The 18,602-nt window shown below is 57.4% G+C and carries 11 protein-coding genes and 1 tRNA gene; 4 read left to right on the plus strand and 8 right to left on the minus strand.

Annotated features, from left to right (window positions below):
• Nucleotides 1–113 precede the first annotated feature (113 nt).
• The 4 genes from C7S18_RS17685 (at nt 114) to C7S18_RS17705 (ending at nt 5,092) form a co-directional block, all read left to right on the plus strand.
• Nucleotides 114–1,667 carry a sigma 54-interacting transcriptional regulator gene (locus C7S18_RS17685; RefSeq protein WP_106892814.1) on the plus strand — a complete coding sequence of 518 codons (1,554 nt, stop codon included), beginning with the start codon at nt 114–116 and terminating at the stop codon, nt 1,665–1,667.
• A gap of 228 nt (nt 1,668–1,895) precedes the next feature.
• Nucleotides 1,896–3,140, plus strand: a complete 1,245-nt coding sequence (locus C7S18_RS17690) for a ComEC/Rec2 family competence protein (RefSeq protein WP_106892815.1) — start codon at nt 1,896–1,898, stop codon at nt 3,138–3,140.
• Between the two features lie 270 nt (nt 3,141–3,410).
• Entirely contained in the window at nt 3,411–4,715 is a 1,305-nt protein-coding gene (locus C7S18_RS17700) for a ComEC/Rec2 family competence protein (protein ID WP_146151984.1), read from the plus strand.
• A 301-nt stretch (nt 4,716–5,016) separates the two neighbouring features.
• A tRNA-Ile gene (locus C7S18_RS17705) sits at nt 5,017–5,092 on the plus strand.
• Here C7S18_RS17705 and C7S18_RS24255 read toward each other — a convergent pair.
• The 8 genes from C7S18_RS24255 to C7S18_RS17740 all read right to left on the minus strand — a co-directional run bounded on the left by C7S18_RS24255 (nt 5,064) and on the right by C7S18_RS17740 (nt 18,568).
• A complete protein-coding gene (locus tag C7S18_RS24255; RefSeq protein WP_146151985.1) occupies nt 5,064–5,327 on the minus strand; it encodes a hypothetical protein in 264 nt (87 codons plus the stop codon). The two genes, C7S18_RS17705 and C7S18_RS24255, sit on opposite strands and share 29 nt — an antisense overlap.
• A gap of 221 nt (nt 5,328–5,548) precedes the next feature.
• Nucleotides 5,549–6,019, minus strand: coding sequence for a hypothetical protein (locus C7S18_RS17710; RefSeq protein ID WP_146151986.1), 471 nt, complete (start codon nt 6,017–6,019; stop codon nt 5,549–5,551).
• An 18-nt stretch (nt 6,020–6,037) separates the two neighbouring features.
• Nucleotides 6,038–10,972 carry an RHS repeat domain-containing protein gene (locus tag C7S18_RS17715; protein WP_170113336.1) on the minus strand — a complete coding sequence of 1,645 codons (4,935 nt, stop codon included), beginning with the start codon at nt 10,970–10,972 and terminating at the stop codon, nt 6,038–6,040.
• A gap of 1,099 nt (nt 10,973–12,071) precedes the next feature.
• The gene (locus tag C7S18_RS17720; RefSeq protein ID WP_106889619.1) at nt 12,072–13,076 is read right to left on the minus strand and encodes an IS5 family transposase; all 1,005 of its coding nucleotides are present in this window, start codon (nt 13,074–13,076) and stop codon (nt 12,072–12,074) included.
• A gap of 54 nt (nt 13,077–13,130) precedes the next feature.
• Nucleotides 13,131–13,613 (minus strand): hypothetical protein, encoded by a 483-nt coding sequence (locus tag C7S18_RS17725; RefSeq protein ID WP_146151987.1) that lies wholly within the window; start codon nt 13,611–13,613, stop codon nt 13,131–13,133.
• A gap of 151 nt (nt 13,614–13,764) precedes the next feature.
• Nucleotides 13,765–15,084, minus strand: coding sequence for a TniQ family protein (locus C7S18_RS17730; RefSeq protein WP_106892821.1), 1,320 nt, complete (start codon nt 15,082–15,084; stop codon nt 13,765–13,767).
• A complete protein-coding gene (locus tag C7S18_RS17735) occupies nt 15,081–16,157 on the minus strand; it encodes an AAA family ATPase (RefSeq protein ID WP_106892822.1) in 1,077 nt (358 codons plus the stop codon). The genes C7S18_RS17730 and C7S18_RS17735 overlap by 4 nt, the downstream gene beginning before the upstream one ends.
• On the minus strand, nt 16,154–18,568 hold the full coding sequence (locus C7S18_RS17740; protein WP_106892823.1) for a DDE-type integrase/transposase/recombinase: 2,415 nt from the start codon (nt 18,566–18,568) through the stop codon (nt 16,154–16,156). Before C7S18_RS17740 ends, C7S18_RS17735 begins: the two co-directional genes overlap by 4 nt.
• Nucleotides 18,569–18,602 lie beyond the last annotated feature (34 nt).

Below are 18,602 nucleotides of genomic sequence, written 5' to 3' on the forward strand. Positions count from 1 at the left end.
CAATCTGAGGCATCTTCGCGCTGATTCGATCGATACAATTGCAGACGCGCCTACAATAGCGGCGACGCACGTTGGCCAATCCGGCACGCGCGCGCACACACTTGAGGGACCCCATGAGCGCCCACGACCATGCGCTGACTGACGACACGCTGTCTGCACCGGCACATCGCCGACGCCTGGCCAAGCAGACTTGCCTCGGTCTGACCATTCTTTGGCATCCCGATCGCCATCGCATCGGCGCCCAAGCCGCGCTGCCTTTGGACACCAACACCGAGTTCACCGTCAACCGGCTCGCGCCCATCTTCCATGCCGCCAATCGGCAACAGAGCGAGCCATTGGCGCACCGGTCGGTGTCACGCCAGCCGCTGCTGTTTCACACCCAACGCGACGGCGGCGTACGCATCACCGTCCCGGACAGCCGCATGCTGGTGCGGGTGCAGGGGCGGATGATCAATCACCAGATCGATCTGGACGCCGCAGCACTTACTCAAGGCGTCGTCATTGAACTGGGCGAGCAGTTGGTGTTGTGCCTGGGCACGATCCTATGCATTCCCGATCGCGAGCCGGATCTCGGCCTCATTGGCGTCAGCCATTTGATGTCGAACATTCGAAGCCTGGTCCGGCAAATGGCGCGCAGTGAGCTGCCGGTCCTGGTTCTCGGCGAGAGCGGCACCGGCAAAGAATTGATCGCGCGTGCCTTGCACGCGAGCAGCCAGCGCCATGCCCACGCGTTGGTCAGCGTCAACATGGCAGCCCTCAGCGAACAACTGGCCGCCGCGGATTTGTTCGGCGCCATCAAAGGCGCTTACACCGGCGCCACCCAGGGCCGGCGTGGCTTTTTTGCCGAAGCCCAAGGCGGCAGCTTGTTCCTCGACGAGATCGGCGATGCGCCCGCGCTCGTGCAACCGATGCTGCTGCGCGCTCTGGAAACCGGCGAATACCGTCCGGTTGGCGCCAGTCGCAGCGAGCACAGCACGGCTCGGGTGATTGCGGCCACCGATCGCGCGCTCGCCGATGGCAGCTTCAATGTGCCGTTGCTGCGACGACTGGAGGCGCTCGTGATCCAAGTGCCGCCGCTGCGCTTGCGCCGCGAGGATCTGGGCGTACTGGTTCGTCATGTGCTCGAACAAGAGAACGCCGTCGAACCATCGCTGTTTGATGCCCGTGACCTGGCCGCGCTCGCGCTGTTCGACTGGCCTGGCAACGTGCGGCAACTGGTTCATGTGGTGCGCCGTTTGCTGCTGGCACGGCGCAGCCAAATGCCCGTGACGGTGGCGTCCGTGCTTGCTGATCTACCGAAGCCTCAGCGCCTGTCCGCGACGGCTGCGCCGACCCCGCACGCCGTCAATGAGCCAGCAGTCGAATCGACCAAAGGCCGCTCGTATCGCGACCCGCGTTCGGTCGACGATGCGGCACTGTGCGCATCGCTCGCCGCCTGCGGGTGGTGTGTACGCGATGCAGCCGAGCAGCTCGGCGTGTCGCGCACGTCGTTCTATGCGTTGCTGCAGAAGAGCAAACTCGTCCGCCAGCCGGCACAGATCCCGACCGACGAACTGCGCGCCGTGATGCGCCAATTTCCAGATCAATTGGACGCCTGGGCCGCGGCGCTGAAGACGCCGAAAGAGAGTTTGCGCCGCTTTGTACAACAGCTGCCGCGCGAGCATTGAGCAGCGTTTAGGGAGCCTCTGAGGAAGTTCAGAGCCATTGCGGGTCTGAAAGTCTAGGATCGACAAGTTCAGACCCTTTAGGCGCCGCGGTGTCCGACACGTCGGGACAGCGTTCGATGCACCACCGACGGCCCGCCCCCGCAACAGAAACAAACACTTGCCCTTGGCATCAGGTCTGCAAACGGCCTCTGGAACCAGGCTCATCCCGAGCCGAAACCGGAGACCGTCATGTTGTCCACCCGAAACTTGCTTGCCGTGTTGCTGTATTCGATGTCGTTGCCGCTGCTGGCGTCCTGTCCCGTACCGCCCGCGTCCGCACCCAACTTGCCCAATCCGCTGGAGGCCGGCCCTGGCACCATCTGGCCCAAAGCGGCAGATGCGCCCATGGCGTGGCCCGCGCCGGGCAAGAGCGAAGACTGGATGGGCATGCCCGCCGGCGATCCCGAAGTTCCCGCGCTCGCCGGCATCATGACCATCTACACGCTGCCCGTTGGCAGCGGCAATTGTCAGATGATGCTGTGCCCGAATCAGAACCGCATGATCATGTTTGACTGTGGATCGACCGGTCTTGGCAATCTGGGTTGGAACCGCGCTGATGTCGGGCAGTTTATTGCCACGCAGATCAATGATCAGACCCAGATCGCCGTATCGATCAGCCATCCGGATGCCGATCACAGCAACTATCTGCCCGATGTTCTCGCCGGACGCCCCATCAGCACGATTGTGATGTCACGCCAGCCTGGCGATTATCCCGCCGCGGTTCGTGATTGGATGGCGAATCTGCAAGCCCAAGGCACTGGCCTTTTGTACACCGGCGGCATTTATCGGTCGCACGCGCCGGAACCGTCATTGAGCTGCTATGCGCCCGACGCTCACGGCGGCTGGAACATCGACGTGCCCGGCTACATTGTGATGATGAATGCCGGCGCGACCGCCAATGATGCAAGCATGGTGATTGCCCAGCAATACGCCGGATTTCAAGCACTGTTCACGGGCGATATGACCGGCGCCACCGAACAACAAGTCAATCCCGTGGCGCCGGTTGCCCTGGCCGGCACCCGCGTGATTACCGGCGCCCATCATGGCGCTGTGTCCCATGGCAGTAATTCGCAAATCTGGGCCGACGCGAATCAAGCCAGCCTGGTGATGTTCAGTTCGGGCACCCGATTCATGCATCCCCGTTGTCCGGCGGTGGGCGTGTACTGGCCTTACTTGTTCACCGACGCCGCACCGCATCAGTTCCAGTGCGGCAACAACGGTCAGTGGCAAGTCGTCAACACCCAGAACGCGGCGTTCGTGACCAACAACAATGGCCTGATCCGCGTGCGCGTCGCCAACAACGGCCAATGGGATTACGCCTCACAATTCAACGGCCTCGCCTATTTGAACGCGATCGAACTCGAAGCGATGAAGCGCGCAAACCTGGGTAATCCACCCGATACAGGTGATTGCACCGCACTCGGCGCACCCTAGCTCATGCGCATCACGGTGTAATTGTGACGCTCAACCAAGAGCCCGGCACGAAGCCGGGCTCTTCTGTTTTTGGAGCCGCGTGTTTCGGAACAACCGCTGTCCGAGACCGATGCGTCGGACATGTCGGGACACGCGTCGCCACCGGCTCGCATGACACCCGCGTCAATCAAATCAGTCGTTTGGCGCTGGCACTCCATCTGCATATCGCCTGCCGATCCGGCTTATCCCGAGCCGGCATGGGAGACTGCCATGTGGTGCTCACGATCTTTTTTGGCTGTGCTGTTGTGTCTGATCTCGCTCGACCTGGTGGCCGATTGCCCGGCGCCGAGAACCAGCCTGCCAGCCCCGGCTGCAGCAACGCTTAGTGATGATGATGCCACCTGGGCGCCGGGTGAACTTACTGCCGCGCCGTGGCCAGAGCCCGGGCCCGCCGAAGATTGGATGGATGTAGTAACGGGCGACCCGGAGATTCCGCACGCACGCCGACTCTTGCAGATCTACACCTTGCCAGTGGGCGCCGGGAACTGCCAGCTGATGCTCTGCCCGAATCAGAACCGCATGATCATGTTCGACTGCGGCGCGCTGCCGTTCGACAAGGTAGGCTGGAACAAGGCAGACGTGAGCGCCTTCATCGCGAACCTGATCAACCCGAACACCAGCATTTCGGTTTCGATCAGCCACACCCATTACGATCACAACAGCTATCTGCCGGATGTCTTGGCCAATCGCCGAATCAGCACGATTGTGATGTCCGACACACCGCAGAACTACCCCGCAAATGTCCGCAACTGGATGCGGAATGCCTACAACCAAGGCACCAGAGTCTTGTGGAAGTCCGGCATCTATCGCTCGCAAGCCCCCGAACCGCCGCTGAGTTGCTACAAGCCCGAGCCCACGGGTGGTTGGTCGATCGATGTTCAAGGCTATGTCGTCATGATGAATGCCGGGGCCAATCCGAACGACGCCAGCATGGTGATCGCCCAACGCTATGGTCGGTTCCAAACCGTGTTTACCGGCGACATGACCGGTGAGACCGAGCAACGCATCGACAACAACCTGCCCGTCCCGCTGAACCAGACCACCGTCATCACCGGCGCCCACCACGGCTCTGATTCCCATGACAGCAACAACCCCTCCTGGGCCATTGCCAATCAGGCCGAAGCCGTGATGTTCAGCGCCGGCGGCCTGTTCTGGCACCCGCGCTGTGCCGCCGCCCAAACCTACCGACCGTATCTCCTCCAATTTCCACGCGCACACAATTTCCAATGCGGCCGCGATCATCACTGGGCCCGCGGCCCGACCCGCTTGGCCGCCTATTCCACCAACATCAATGGCGCCATTCGCGTCCGCGCCGATGCCAACGGCCGCTGGGACATCGGCGCAAGACTCAATGCCTTGGACGACCTGAATGCCATTGCCCTCGAATCCCTGAAGCGCGCAGATTTGATGCCAGGCCCGGACACGCTCTATGGGGACTCACAAGTTCCCAACACGGCAACACCTGATATCGACCCAGCGCCTGAAACCAATTGCGGCGACCCACCGCCAGAAGACAAAGCGCACAGGCCGCACTGATGGAAGGCAGCGACCAGCTCCGACCATCCGCTCTGGATTTGCCACGAAACGCTCCGGTCCATGTCGCCCGCGGGCGGCTGACCGGAGGTGCTGCCGAGCGTTGCAGTGCTGCCGAACGTTACAGCGCAGCCGCGCCGTGTTGCGACTCGCAACTGCGGCACTTGGTCCGCCAGCCCAAGCCAGCAACAGACCGTGATTCAAGAAGTGATCCGCGCAGACCAACACACTGACGATCAAACCCATCCAGCACCGCCCGCAGACGCGCCCCGCCAGACCCGCTAGAATGACGGGCCCAACAGACGGGCCTGTAGCTCAACGGTTAGAGCAGGGGACTCATAATCCCTTGGTTCACGGTTCGAATCCGTGCGGGCCCACCATTGCAACCTTCGTTGCTGCGGCTTGTGTGGGAGAAAGCATAGTTTGTGCTTTTTCGGGGGTACTTTCATTTACGGGCAAGCATAGTTTGACCTTATTCGCGTGGACTGCGCTTTCCTGGAAAGCATATTCCCGCTTGGTGCGTCCGCCGAGCTTGCGCCGAATCGATCGAGCGATCGCCCGACCAATCAGCTTGCCCTCAACGTGAAGCCTCAAATTCTCAAGATTCTTGCGCATGGGTAACCGCGCTTGTGGCACCGGAACCCCCGACACAGGCGGGGGTCAAGGTACCGGGTTACCCACCTCTACCCCGACCGACTCCCCATGGAATCGGTGACCGGCGTGCCGTCGAATAACGGACCAGCATGGCATGGAATGCGCCTCCACCTATTAAGGGATCAGCCCAAACCGGCTTTTCAACTGGCGAGACACGTACTTATCTCGTCACCGGCCCATACCTAACGTTGCGCAAAGCGATTCTCACGACGCCATCCGGATTGTGGACCAAACGTCAGGTACAGGTCGTTAGGCCCGAACACCATGAAAAGGTCCTCCACTTCAGAGGTTGTCCACATAAAGTCGATTGCAATGCCATTGCTCAGATCCAGCCTCAAGTCGAAAGGGCTGGCCTGTGTCAGTGACTGAAACGCGCCCGGCGCGATTGATCCAATTCTCTGAACCAGCCAAGCGCGATCACGAGCCGCATCAAATGAGCCACACAGTATTTCATCACCTTTCATGATGCGCCAGGTCCCATAGTAGGTGCCCAACCACCATTCTGGATCCGGATCATCGACGCGCGAAGGCCTTTTGCTTGGAATGAGCTGACCGAATCCAACGCTTAACGTCAGCTCATTGCCCATTCGCAGCCTGCAACATGGTAAATCGACGAGAGCTTGAAGCTCGGGGGGGATCTTAAAATCGGGCATATACACTCCAAGCTATTCTCATCGAAGCCACTTTGGCACTTCCTCGCCCGCTTCCTCATATAGAGCTCGGGCATCGTCCTTCAGTTGAGCAAGACTACGATCTTGGCCGACTTTCGCATCATGAAAGTCGCGCGCCGCGTCGGCACCAAGATCCTTTTTGATTCGATCTCCGATATCGCGTGCAGCCTTCTCGGACGCTGGTTCCGCACCGTCTTCATGGCGAGGATTGTTATCATTGCCTCGGCGTCCCCTCTGCTTGCCGTCGAATTCGTCGCCATCCTCATCTTCGCTGTCATCCGTGTCATCGTCCACGTCATCACTAGGCTTACTAAACACCCAACTCGCTTCTACATCTCTCGTCACAAGAGGTGCGTAGCTAGGCGTCAAATGCGACGATGCGATCTGATCTTGCTGTTGTTGGGATTCGAGAATTACCGTTCCACCGATTGCCCCCAGCCCCAACCATACAAGGGCAGCTTCTCCTGCCGTAAGCGTTCCCCCCAAGGTCAGCAGTGGCGCTAAAAATATGAACTTGCCGTCAGGATCGACATATTTGTACGGATTATTTCTGGCATAGCAATACTGATTGAAATCCTCGGCGTCAAACGAACTCGGAACACTCAAGTCTTTGGATAGGAACCTGCCCGTATCAGGATCGAAGTACCGTGCCCGCATGTAGACAAGCTCAGTGTTCGAATCCAAGACATGACCAGCAAAACTCGGACCGGAAGCAACCGCAGAAACTGGCATCCCAAAAGGCTCGTAGTGGGCGCGGCGAACCACGTTCTGCGACCCGTCCGACTCTGCAACGACTGACCCAAGCGTATCAGTGTGCAGAAAAAAAGTCGCAAATGCGGTTCCATTGGGAGGCAAACCGACACCGCTCGCTTCAGCATCTCGACGCGCAACAAGCTGTTTGCCGACATAGTGATATGTGGTGTATCGAGCCACTCCAGCGGACTGAGCCATGGAATCAACAGGTACAAGCGAAGTAGCACCAGCCTCGCTATCCGCACCCGTCAGGCCCCGCACTTCAGAGTTTGAACTTGTAGATTGATTCTCGAATCCGTTACTGAAAAGTGGGGTCTCTGGAGGAGTTGCCAATGATGCGAACTCGTAAAGCAGATAGCCATTCTTGCTATACAATTGAAACACACGATCGCCAGTTGCCTGATTGTTAGGATTCAGCTTCTCAATCATCAGCCGGTGACCGTGTGCATCATACAGGTACTGACTTACCCCATTCGTTCGTACCAGCCGATTCGCGTAGTCCCACACGAAAGTAATCCCGCCCTTTGCGGTAATGTTGCCCCTCGCATCGTGCGAATAGGAAATCGGGGGAAACCCAGAGGGCGTGACGTTGAGAAGCTTTTCACTTGAATACGCGTACGTGTAGCTCTTTCCACCTAGTACGAGCGACTTCAGATTGTCGGCGCCGTCATAAGTAAAATTGCCAGCACCCCAGGCTCCGAGCGCAGACTTCAGACGATCTTGTGCGTCATAGGTCATCGTCCTATTCATTGATACGTCTCTACCATCGATCACCGTTGACAGATTCAGTCCGGCGTCGTAACCATAGTCTTCATCCAGAACAAGGCCTAAGCCCACATCGCGGATTCGGTCCTGAAGTCGCCTCGTCGTCTGCGTGATTGACCGGACAACGCCGTTTCCATAAGTCCATCCGGCAGCGGCCCCGTTCGCGTGGTAGCTGATACCCGAAACCAACCCAGAATTTTGGGTCGCTTGGCCTAGTGCATTGGGCGTAAATGTGCTTACGAAACCCGCCGGATAGGTAAGCGAGCCGAGATGCCCAACAGAGTCATATGCCCAAGCAAGACCGTAACTAATCCCCTCGAATACTAGTGTCTCGGACTTGATCTGGCGCCGACTGTTGTAGTCATACGTCCATTGCGAATTAGCGTTGACTGCCGTCTTGACGAGTCCGTCTGGGGTATACGTCGTGGCTGTGTCAGGACTAACGAAGCCCGCAAGTTCCGGATAGTTCACAGCCGAGAGCCAGTTTCGATCGGTGTAGGATCGAATCGTCCGCTCCTGCACCGGCACGCCGTTTCGTGCAGAACTGCAGTTTCCTGCGGGCGTTCGACCATCGGCGCTCCAGTCAAGGTTGCCAGCTGCATCGTATGCAATCACTAGGGCGCCGCTCTCCGGCTCAGTGAGCTGACAGAGCCGCTGCTGAGCGTCGTAGGTCATGCTTCTTGTCGCATTCGCTCCGTTTCCAGTCCTCGTAATCGAAGTAACCTTGCCAAAGGCATCTCTAACTAGCGTGGCAGTCACCCGCTCGGCCAAAGGACCGTTCTCACCAAAAAAGACTTCTGAAGGAGCGTCAAGGGAAGGAACGGAGAATGCTTGGTAGCGATAGCGAGTTTGAAACCCCCTTGGATCGGTAACCAGCGTCTCGAAGTTGTTGCCGTAGGAGTAGGATGTTGTGGCATCAGCTACCAGTTCGCCGTCGGTGTCAACGCTTTCTAGAACGATACGATCGATCGGGTCAAACTGCTTGCTAACACCCAAGACCAGATCGCCTCTTACAGAGATCGAATTCAACGGATAGCTTGTGAATATCTCATGATTGCTCGAACTCCAGTCTCGGCGAACGAACCGCTGTGTCGCAGATGGCGACCCATTGTCCCACTCGCGCTCAAGGATCGGACGCCACAATTGGTCATACCAGATGTGCTTCCGACTGTTCCCTGTCTCAATGGTCTGCTTCCATGTTCCCACTGGCAAACCGAACTCCGCACCGAGTGAGCGCGAGAAATTTCGAACAGTGTTCGCCCATGTTGAACTGGAATCCAATGGATACACGATAAGACTTGCCCTACCCATCGAATCATAATTGTACGATGTCGTGTAACCAGCCTCATTCGTTGTCGAAGCGATCCATCCGAGATCATCCACAACAGCTGTCTTGCTACTGCTGTCGGCGTACGTCACGGTCTGCGGTATTCCTCGCTTCCATTGTGAGTAGCTAGTCGTCTTCATTCTTCCATCGGTGATGGATTGCAAGAGACCATCCGTGAAGTGACTGTAGGTCCTTACCAATTCTCCAAATCGAAACTCCTGGAACGGGAGTCCGGTAGAGGAATAGTAGGTACTCTCGTCAACGACTGTTCCATTGACTGTGCTTGTCCCTGGCTGACTGAGAACCCAGACGCCAGGGAAATCCTGATAGGTCTTCCCTTCGCTCCTGCTATAGCCAAGCGAGCTACTCGCCAGAGTGTTCAGCGGTCTCGCAAACTGATCAAAACTGTAGACCCCCGATGACTGCGTGACCTGCCACGAGAATGTTGCCCCTTGCTGGGATATGACCTGACTCTTTTTTGGTTTGAACTTTCCGGTGGAAGGGTCCCCATAGGAGCGAATGGGCGTGCCTACCGTTGCGAGAAAGTTCTGCCCCGCGGTGTCGATTTGATAGTCGATGTCTGTCGTGCGAAGCGGCGATCCTGCGCTTGTTAACCGCTCGGACAGCAGCAGCCCGTCATTTGATCCATACCGAATTCCGAAGGTAAGTTCTGCTTGGCTGCCGTCAGGCTGTAGAATCGTGATGAGTTTGGAGATAGGGCAAGAAGGGCTGCACTGAAAGTCGTAAGAGTATGTGGCCGCGGGATACGTCCACGTCCACTCAAGTGGCGACGGAATGAGACCGCCTACTATTCGCTTTCTGACGAGCCCTAACGCAACGAAGTTGAGAGGGTGGCGATCCCCTGATTGACTGTCGGCTGTCCAGCAGTTTTGTGGCACGTAGGTGCGACCGTTCCGGATGAACTTGAATCTGAACTCTCCCGTCGCCCCAGACGGATGGGTCATCGATAGCGTCTTCTCGAAGGAATAGACGAAAGGAGCGGAACCTCCGCAGGTCGGAGCAGTTGAGTCGACATGGTCATCAAACAGCGCGCTACTATTGTATGTGTACGATGACTGGTCAGGCAGCACTACCGAGGTGAGGGTACCGACGGACGAACCTCCATATAGATAGGTCCACGTTCGAACACCGTCTGTTACTGAAGTGATGCGACTCGATGGCCCTGTTTGCGTATTGTAAACGATATCGAGATAGCGACCGTCATTTGCTTCGATACGCGTCAAATTCCTTGGGTTAGCCGCGCTGTACGAGTATGTCACCCAATTTCCGAACCTGTCTTCAACCCGAGTAGGCAAGATGAAGGTTTCTCGTCTAGCGAGTTGCTGAAGAGTTTGCGACCCTCTGAGCACTGGCGCGTAGAGCTTCTCAACAAATTGGTTGAACCAGTACTTATTTCCTTTCGGATCACGAGCCAGGAAGGCATCACCTGCTACACCATTTGCGGTGGTCGGTAAGCATGAAAAGTACCATAGCCCCTTTGTCACCCACCGGTAGGTCTGTCCATCCGTTGGGCGATTGGGTGCAGACCCCGGCAGGTGCATGATTTCGTCGTCACCTGATCCGGGGACGTAAAGCATATTGCCCAGCCAGTAGTCATCTGCTTCGATAGAACCCATTTGAGGTGGCTTTGCCAGGTTCGGGTCTGACTGATTGCATCGGACGTTGGCAATCGGCCCGGCTTGCCAACCTGTTGAAGCTGCGAAAACACCATGAAGATGCGGTATATCGAGATCCCATTCTTCGAATACGTGTGGACTTCTACCCTGAGCGCCTCGAGACCGTGTCGTGCTGACGTCAAGCCTCCTTGAGATTGCTACTGGAAGGTTACTGTTCCCTGGAATCGATACGTCTGTGACTGAGAACTCAACCGTCCCCGTGTAATAGTTGATTGAGTCGCCAAATAGGTTCTCATCAAGCGGCACGACTGTTTTTGTTTTCTCGACGCGGTCGATATGCTCCTGAGGCGGAGAAACGGGGTCCTCAAGCTCGACAGCAGTAACTGGCGCCGGATAGACAGCGAGCTCTGATGCTCGCGTATTGGAGGCGCATAAAATGAGCAGCAACGCCAAGAGCACTATCCGTTCCGAGTTTACGAACCGTCGACTACAGCACGCATCTTTCCCTATTCGCATTTTCGATATCCCCAAGAGTGACCAATCGCAATTGACGAAACTGATGCTTTCGCAAACCGCCGATTGCTGGGGAGTAGCCTATCACTACACCAGTCTTTCCGATCTGGGCCTCGATGATTTGGACTCGCTTTTGTGCGCGGATGTGTTTCTTGCCGCGCGGCCATCGCTGCCTAGTCTAAGATTTTCTTGGGTCGGATGCGAGCTGGTTTCATCCGAAGTCTGCCGTAGATCAGGTAGCTCGCTAGCAAGGTATCGACAGTCAGCCGATTTTGGCTCGGAGATGCTCCCGTTCTGCTGGTTTCTTCCGACCGTTCGGCAGCAAATCGTTGCTGACCGCATCCAAAATCCACAAGTTCCTCTCCGATTCTATTTCAACCGGTTTTGGCCTTGCTTGGACTTGCGCCTATTCGGAATGATTCAAGCGCCTCATGACCTTGACTGCCCTTGAACGCAACCTCTCTGCTTGGTTCAGTTGCCTTTGAGTCAATCTAGCTTTTTTTTCGCACTCTCGTAGTCGTGTTCGGATCGTGAAAAGCTCCCCTCTTTGCATCAACGACAGGCATCGGTACCTATTTGACCGGGTAGCCTCGATCTTGTTGCTCTGCAGAGCGCGCCGGAGTTGCTTTTCTAGACTGAGTGCTTGTACTTCCGCGTCATTGAGTCTGGCAAGGGCGCGTGTCGACCGGGCCCTCTCACGCTGGAGAGTCGCTGACAACCCGTCCAACTTGGATTCGAAATCTCGGCGTTGCCGAGTCTCACGGTCTCTAACCGTCCTTATGCTGGCCAGATCTTTTGATAGCTTCGCGATAGCACTAAGGTAACGCGAAGATTGCTTGCTAGCGATTTCGTTTCGTCGATCTGATTTGCCTAGCAATTCTGCTAGGGAGGGTCTGAACAAGTCGGTTTTTGGCGATGGATTCCGTCCTCCGGATTCTCAGGCGGGTTTCGGTCGGTGATCCGTTAAGTATCCTTCCTAATCGGTATCGTTCTTCACTTGGGAAAGCGGTTCTGGCGCTACTTTGCCCCTCTTTCGTGATCAGCTCGCGAACTTCGGGCGCAACTCCCCTGCAGTTTCAAGTAGCACTTTTCTGACACGATGCAAATTGGCCAGCGCGAACAGGGTGACGATGTGACTGGTGTTCTTGGCCAATCCCTTGAAGCGCGCCTTGTTGTACCCAAAGAAGCACTTCACCTTCTGAAACGCATGCTCGACTCGCGCGCGAACCTGCGCCTTCCTACGCTCGATCTTCACGATATTGCTCTTTGCCCGACCTTCTTCCATCGCCTTGATCGCGCTTCGGCGCATCGCAATCCTCCACTCAGGGAAGCGCTGCTTGCGCGGATGGTTCTCGCGCATGTTTTTGTCGGCGCCCTGGTAGCCCGCATCTGCCCATACTGTCTCTTCCTTGCCGTGCAGCAGGCTTTCAACGTGATCAACATCGGCATCATTGGCTGCCGACGTCACCACTGTGTGGACCAGACCACTGTCAGCATCCACGCCAATATGCGCCTTCATGCCGAAGTACCACTGGTTGCCCTTCTTCGTCTGGTGCATCTCAGGATCCCGCTCACCGTCTGAGTTCTTCGTCGAACTCGGTGCCGCGATGATCGTCGCATCGACGATCGTGCCACGCTTCAGCAGCAAGCCCTTGCGCGACAAATGACCGTTGATCCGCTCCAGTATCGACGAAGCCAAATCATTCGTCTCAATCAGACGCCGAAAGTTCAGGATCGTCGTCTCGTCTGGAATGCTGCCGCTCAGCGTCAGACCGGCAAAGTTCCGAATCGACACGATCTCATACAGCGCTTCTTCCATCGCCGGATCGCTCAACCCAAACCAGTTCTGCATCAGGTGAACCCGGAGCATCACTTCAACGGGGTACGGGCGACGGCCGCGACCGGCGACCGGATAAACCGACTCAATGTCCTTCAGCAATGCTGCCCACGGCACGACTTGCTCCATCTCGGCTAGGAATACCTCCCGACGCGTCTGCTTCTTCTTAGCCGCATATTCCGCGTCACCGAAACTCATCTGGTCCATGCTGAAATAACCTCGCCGCAACACCTGTATCTAACCAGAAATTGCGGGACTTGTTCAGACCCTCCCTAGCTGATCAGATTCGGATCTTGCGGCCGCGAGTTCGATTGCTGATTGTGCAACCTTTTCAACCATTGCCCGCTGGTCATCTCGAAGTTGCTGGACCTCTGACTGCGTCAGTAGCCGCGCTTCCTCTACCAACAGGAGCTGTCTAGCCACCTCCCGCCGCTCGTTCTCAATCTGTTGCTGCTTCTGCTCAAGCTTTTGCCACTCGGCGTGAATGCTCTTCATCTCATCCGATAGTTCGGCGCGGACTTCTTCGCGAGCCCTGGCAAGCACGACTTGGTAAAGGTCGGCGAGATGATCAACGTCGTTGACGCGGTTCTTGCGTTTTTGTTCCAACTTCCGATGTTCGTAGAACTTGGCCACGGTTGGTTCCAGGTCACGCTGGGCAACCTGGCCGCCAGCAACCTTTGTAATCCATTTCAGGCTCGGGTAGATGCCTGCGTCCTCCAATGCCTTGATCGCCCACGCGACCAAGTCTTGCTCATGGCCATCCACTCGGAGCAATGTGGGGCGTGACACGGCGATCGCTTTGATTCGAGATTCAAGGTCGAGAGCTTGTTCTTCTTTCATGACATGCCCCAGGTTTAGTTGATTTGGTCGGCTTTGGTTTTACGTGGCGCGAGAATCAGTGCTTCTTCGGCGGGGCCGGGGCAAATGCCGCAAACGTGACCCGCGAATTGATCTCAGCCCGGATTCGAAACTTGGGTAGTCCGGTCGTAGTGACGGTCCGCTTCAGTGCTGCCTTCCGGCTCAGGACGCCGCCATTCAGGCCAACAAGTTCGGGTTCCAGGTCGTCGACGGCCGCTCTGATTCGATGCGTGACCTCGGTCTGAGCGCGCTGCCGGGCTTCTCGCGTGTGGCTGGCGATTCGATTGACCCAGGCTGGGAATCGGTAGCGGAGATAGCCCACTGAGACGCCGGCACTCTGAGCGAGGGCCTTGAGTGACACCGGTGATCCAGCTTCGGCATCCCGGACTGCACCAGAGACCAGGGGCGCAACTTCCGTTGCTTTGACGCGATTGCCGCGCTTCCGTGGCGCAATGGGGTCTGGCAAGGACTCGCCGGCAACCGACAAGAGCGGGCGCGTCGTGCCGGTTACATTGCCTTCCAGCAGCGCAACCAGGGGCACGCGGAGCCAGAACGCGATCCGAAGTGCTGCTTGGATGGTGACGGGCTCTTCGGGATTGGCGAAACGCACGCATTCGTCACGAGGAATGACTTGGAAGAGTTCGTCCTCTGATTCGGCATGCCAAGCTTCATCCAGGATCTTTGAGACGACGCCGGCCACACCGGCTCTGGGAAAGCGCTTACCCGGGTGCGTCGCAATATGCTCAATCAATGCCGACAACTCTTTGAACCGGCTCGGCAGGAGGTCCGTTCGGACCGGCGATTTGTAGAGCGGCGCTTGGCAACGATGACATTGGTCGAGTCGATCACGGACGCATTCACTGCCTTGCTTGGCGCCACATGACGGGCAGGAGTCGCGAAGTTTCACTTCATGGATGTCGCAGCAATCAACCATTCCAAGTTGCCAGATCAATTTGAAGTAGGACTGGCGTCCAGATTCTGACCATTCCTTGAAGCAGACAGGGCACCACCGAAGATTTCCTGCGAATGCGCCTTGTGGGCGGTGCAGGGCCTGGGAAGTTGCGAGGAAGGTCATGCATTCGAATTCATGGGCAGGAACACCGGTCGACAGAGACAGCGCCTCAACCAAGTGTTCTGTGGTGGCGTTCGGGCGAATGAACGCCGTGATCGGCACTCGAAACGCTCGTGCGTCCACCTGTGCGCGCAGGTCGGGCAATCGATCGAGCATGATCCGAACGAGCGTTCCGGGACCGACCGTGTGGAGTGCAGCCTGTCGCAACAAGTATGAGCTCAAGGCTTCCACATCAGATGTTCCGTCGCCTTGAATTGGCAGGTGCAAAAAGTGAGCACGGCTCATAGCCGGCCCCCTGCCTTATGGCGCGCTGGTTTAGCCCGAAATGGTTTGGCGGATGTCTTTGACTGCTTGGCGGTTAACCTTGGTCCGCTCGGGTATCCGGGCGACTGCTCTGGCGCCTCACGATCCGGCGAGGCCTTGATGTCATGTTCGCCCTGCAGCGTCTCCGCAAGAATCTGCGCTGCTTGGCTTGCCGGCAATCGCGTTTGTTCCAGCGTCTCTCGGTTCAGAGATGACAGTCCGCGACTGGCGATTCGCCCCAATGCTGTTCGAAGCCAAAGCGCCAAGTGTCCAACGCACCCAAGGCTCCAGTTGAAAAGCAATTCGTTCCATTGCCGAAGGTCCTGCCGTTCCGCACCCAACCTTAGTTGATTGCTCAGAGTAGTCAGGATTGCCTCGAACGCCTCCAGGTCATCCGGGTTCTCTTCTCGATATCGGGGAAACTCAATTGGCCGCTGCCGGCCCAGAAGATGCGGTGCCAGAGCCAAGAGCCCAAGCAACCGATAGGAGCCAACCAGAACCAACACCGTCTGCGTCTTGTGCGCCAAACACTTCCAGGAGTCCAAGACTTTCGCGGCATTTTTGCTGCCACCTTGGATGTACTCGATATGGTGCGACTCATCGACGCAGACATACTGAATGGATTTGGCGACCACAAATTTCTCGAAGGCACTTCGGAGCATGCCCTCTGAAGTGCGCTCAATCCGCGCCGCTAACTTCATCCCGTTGGGATCATCGGACCCGGCGAATCCGTAGATGGGATGCCCGATCGCCTCGCAAGCCGACCGCATGAAGTCCTTGGTCGAGAATGCGCCGTTCCGTCCAGCATTCTCTGCATCAATCTTGATCACCGGCGATTCATTGCCCCTTTCGAGTGTACCAACGAGGAGGTTCAGAGCCTCGGCCAGCGCACGCGACTTGCCGACACGGCTCGGCCCGACGATCACGACCACTTCGCCCGGCAACGCTACGGCGAGCGCGTTGAATAGATCATTGACTGCGCGCTCATAGTGGTGATGCTGGATTTTGGTTGTCGCCAGCGACTCTGCCGCGCGTAGTTTCCAATCGTTGTTCATGACTTACTCCAGGTTCCCGATGGCGCCGCATCTATATTCAGCGACCGGAGCTGAGCCCAAATCGATTTCTCGCCCTTGCTTACGGGTGCATCTTCGGCCGGCTGGGACGACTTCGACTTGGCAGGCTTTCTCGTTTCTGGCGGCACATCCTTTCGGGCCTTGCTGCGCTCGTCGGCGCATCGCTTCTGAATGACGAGATCCGACTCAGCGTCTTCAATCGCATCGTCAAGCTGAGAATTTGGCGCAGTGCCGAGGACAGCTTCTGCCATTCGCTGCAGGGTCGTCTGCGAGACAGTGCGCTGGGCGCGCGACGACTGGCAGGGCACCCATTTCTCATGGACAAGTGCGTAGACGGTATAGGGGTTCTCAGGGTCCTTTCTGACGAGAACCTTGCCCTTTTTCAGATTCAGGTCCGCAAGTTCTGGTGCCCAATACCAGTAAGGATGGATCTTGATGCCACGTCGCGGGTCGAGCGCAAAGCTGGACACGTCGACCGCAGACAGAATCTCGAACTCGGGCCCGTAGACTGCCTGGCGTCCGGAAAATGGGAAGCGAGTCAGCCCCTCATCAAAGAGATACTGAGGCGCGCGGTGGCTGTGGTTTGTCCCCCATCTAGCAAACCAACCAAGGAAGTGATCGATTTCATTCAGGAGGTCGAGAACCGTCAGTTCAGCAGTCGCCTGTGGTCGGTGGCTGCCAGAAACACTTCGAACTTCCTTGATGTCGGTCGAGTTCCCCGGTCTGCCATCCAGCCAGCGCTCTTTGAGCTGACCGAAGATTCGTTCTGCCTCGGACCCGTATCGCGGATGCGCCGAGGGGCGCAGCACCAATTCGATTTCCAGACTTGCTAGCAGCGATCGGAAGTAAACCGAAAGAAACTCGGCACCGCGATCAACAATGATCGACTCAGGCAGCCGCCCCCAGCGACGCAGACAAGAGCGAAGCACGCAGGCGCAGGCAACGCGACTGGGCTTTGCAAAGGACAGCCAAAATGCCAGGACCATGCCGGTCGCAATATCCCGAAGGACTGTGAAAATCGGCCTCTTGGTGTATCGCTTGCCATCCTTCTCGGCGACCACGCAGGACAAGTCGACCATGTAGTGGTCACAAGTAGCTTGTTCAAACGGCCTCATTGCGACAATGACACGGTCGGCTACAGCCGTCGGTGGACTGGCTGCGTTTTCGCCCCGCGCGCCGCTTCGGCGGCGACTCAGTACAACCTCCAGTTCTTTGAGTAACTTCAGGAACGTTGGCTTTGACACGTACTTGAGCCCTGGGTGCCAGGCCTTTGCCAGAAGGCGATACTCGCCATACGTGCCGCGTTTCGCAGGGCGCTCCGCTCTTCCCCATCGATCGCGGATCACGTTCTCGGCAAACGCCTTGACGACGTCCGGCCGCTTCGGTTTTCGATTGCCGCACTGTTGCCAATTGGGCAGTGCCGACTTGAATACTGAGAGCCCCATCGCCTTGCCTGCTTGTATCTTGCGCTGCCAGCGCCGAACGGATGGCGTCATGTGTCCGACTGAAATCTTGTCTATGATCTCAAGCGCCCGCCTCGCGCGCTTTTCCGACGGAATCTCAGAGGCCAGCGCCCACCCTGCCGGGTCTGGAGCCAGCCACTCAGCCCGGTGCGTCTCCAGCAACTGCCTGTCTGTCGAGACCCAGCAAGTTTCCGGGGAGCTGATCAGGGAGCGTTCTAGGTCGACGACCAGTTCGCCTTCATCAATGAGTTGCAACAGCGGCGAGAGGTCTTTGCTCCCGAGAGCCTTGGCGAGCTCTGCCAGAGACACGACGATCTTCGCTTTCAGTTCGGCTCGCGCCTTCGCCCTGGTTTGGTCGTCGCAGACGGTCTCTGCCAGCCTGGAACGCAGCAACAGCCGATAATTGGCAGTCCGGTAACGATCCAGGTTCTGGGTCGAAACGACCTCGTGTGCAAGCCCCAAAGCCCGGAACGCTTCCGAGGCTGGCGTGTCCACGTAGCAGCCCTCAATGACGGTCCAGTCAGCTGATCGCGTCTCGACGAGCTTCCGGAGTTCTTTCTCTGTCTTGACCTGCACGACTTTCAGCTCATCTTTTCGGATAACCAGGAAGTCCGCCGTGTAGGACGTCGGATATTGGCCCCCGCCTTTGCGCGTCCGGCGGACTTCCACCGGTGGCAACTGGTTGTAGAAGGCGAGCACGTCGGCGTCGAATTCCATGTGCACCGCAAGCGCCAGTTCGGCGCTCCGACTCTCGAACGGAATTGAGGCTCCGACCTTCCGAGATGGAAACGCGCCAGAGACCGCAGCAAATCCACCCGAACCGACATCGCGGGACGGCATGAGCAAAGACTGAGCAAGAAACTCCCTGGCCTCGGCCGACAGGCCTCGCCAGGCAGGATGCCCCCTTAGTTCCTCAAGGGAATACGACATATAGATCACTCCAAAGCGTTGAAAAGCGAGCCGT

The sequence above is a fragment of the Ahniella affigens genome, from assembly GCF_003015185.1.
Lineage (GTDB): Bacteria > Pseudomonadota > Gammaproteobacteria > Xanthomonadales > Ahniellaceae > Ahniella > Ahniella affigens.

Coding starts and splice junctions, on each gene's coding strand:
- C7S18_RS17690 (WP_106892815.1), top strand. CDS start 1,896: ATGTTGTCCACCCGAAACTTGCTTGCCGTGTTGCTGTATTCGATGTCG.
- C7S18_RS17720 (WP_106889619.1), bottom strand. CDS start 13,076: ATGGACCAGATGAGTTTCGGTGACGCGGAATATGCGGCTAAGAAGAAG.
- C7S18_RS24255 (WP_146151985.1), bottom strand. CDS start 5,327: ATGCGCAAGAATCTTGAGAATTTGAGGCTTCACGTTGAGGGCAAGCTG.
- C7S18_RS17685 (WP_106892814.1), top strand. CDS start 114: ATGAGCGCCCACGACCATGCGCTGACTGACGACACGCTGTCTGCACCG.
- C7S18_RS17730 (WP_106892821.1), bottom strand. CDS start 15,084: ATGAGCCGTGCTCACTTTTTGCACCTGCCAATTCAAGGCGACGGAACA.
- C7S18_RS17735 (WP_106892822.1), bottom strand. CDS start 16,157: ATGAACAACGATTGGAAACTACGCGCGGCAGAGTCGCTGGCGACAACC.
- C7S18_RS17710 (WP_146151986.1), bottom strand. CDS start 6,019: ATGCCCGATTTTAAGATCCCCCCCGAGCTTCAAGCTCTCGTCGATTTA.
- C7S18_RS17740 (WP_106892823.1), bottom strand. CDS start 18,568: ATGTCGTATTCCCTTGAGGAACTAAGGGGGCATCCTGCCTGGCGAGGC.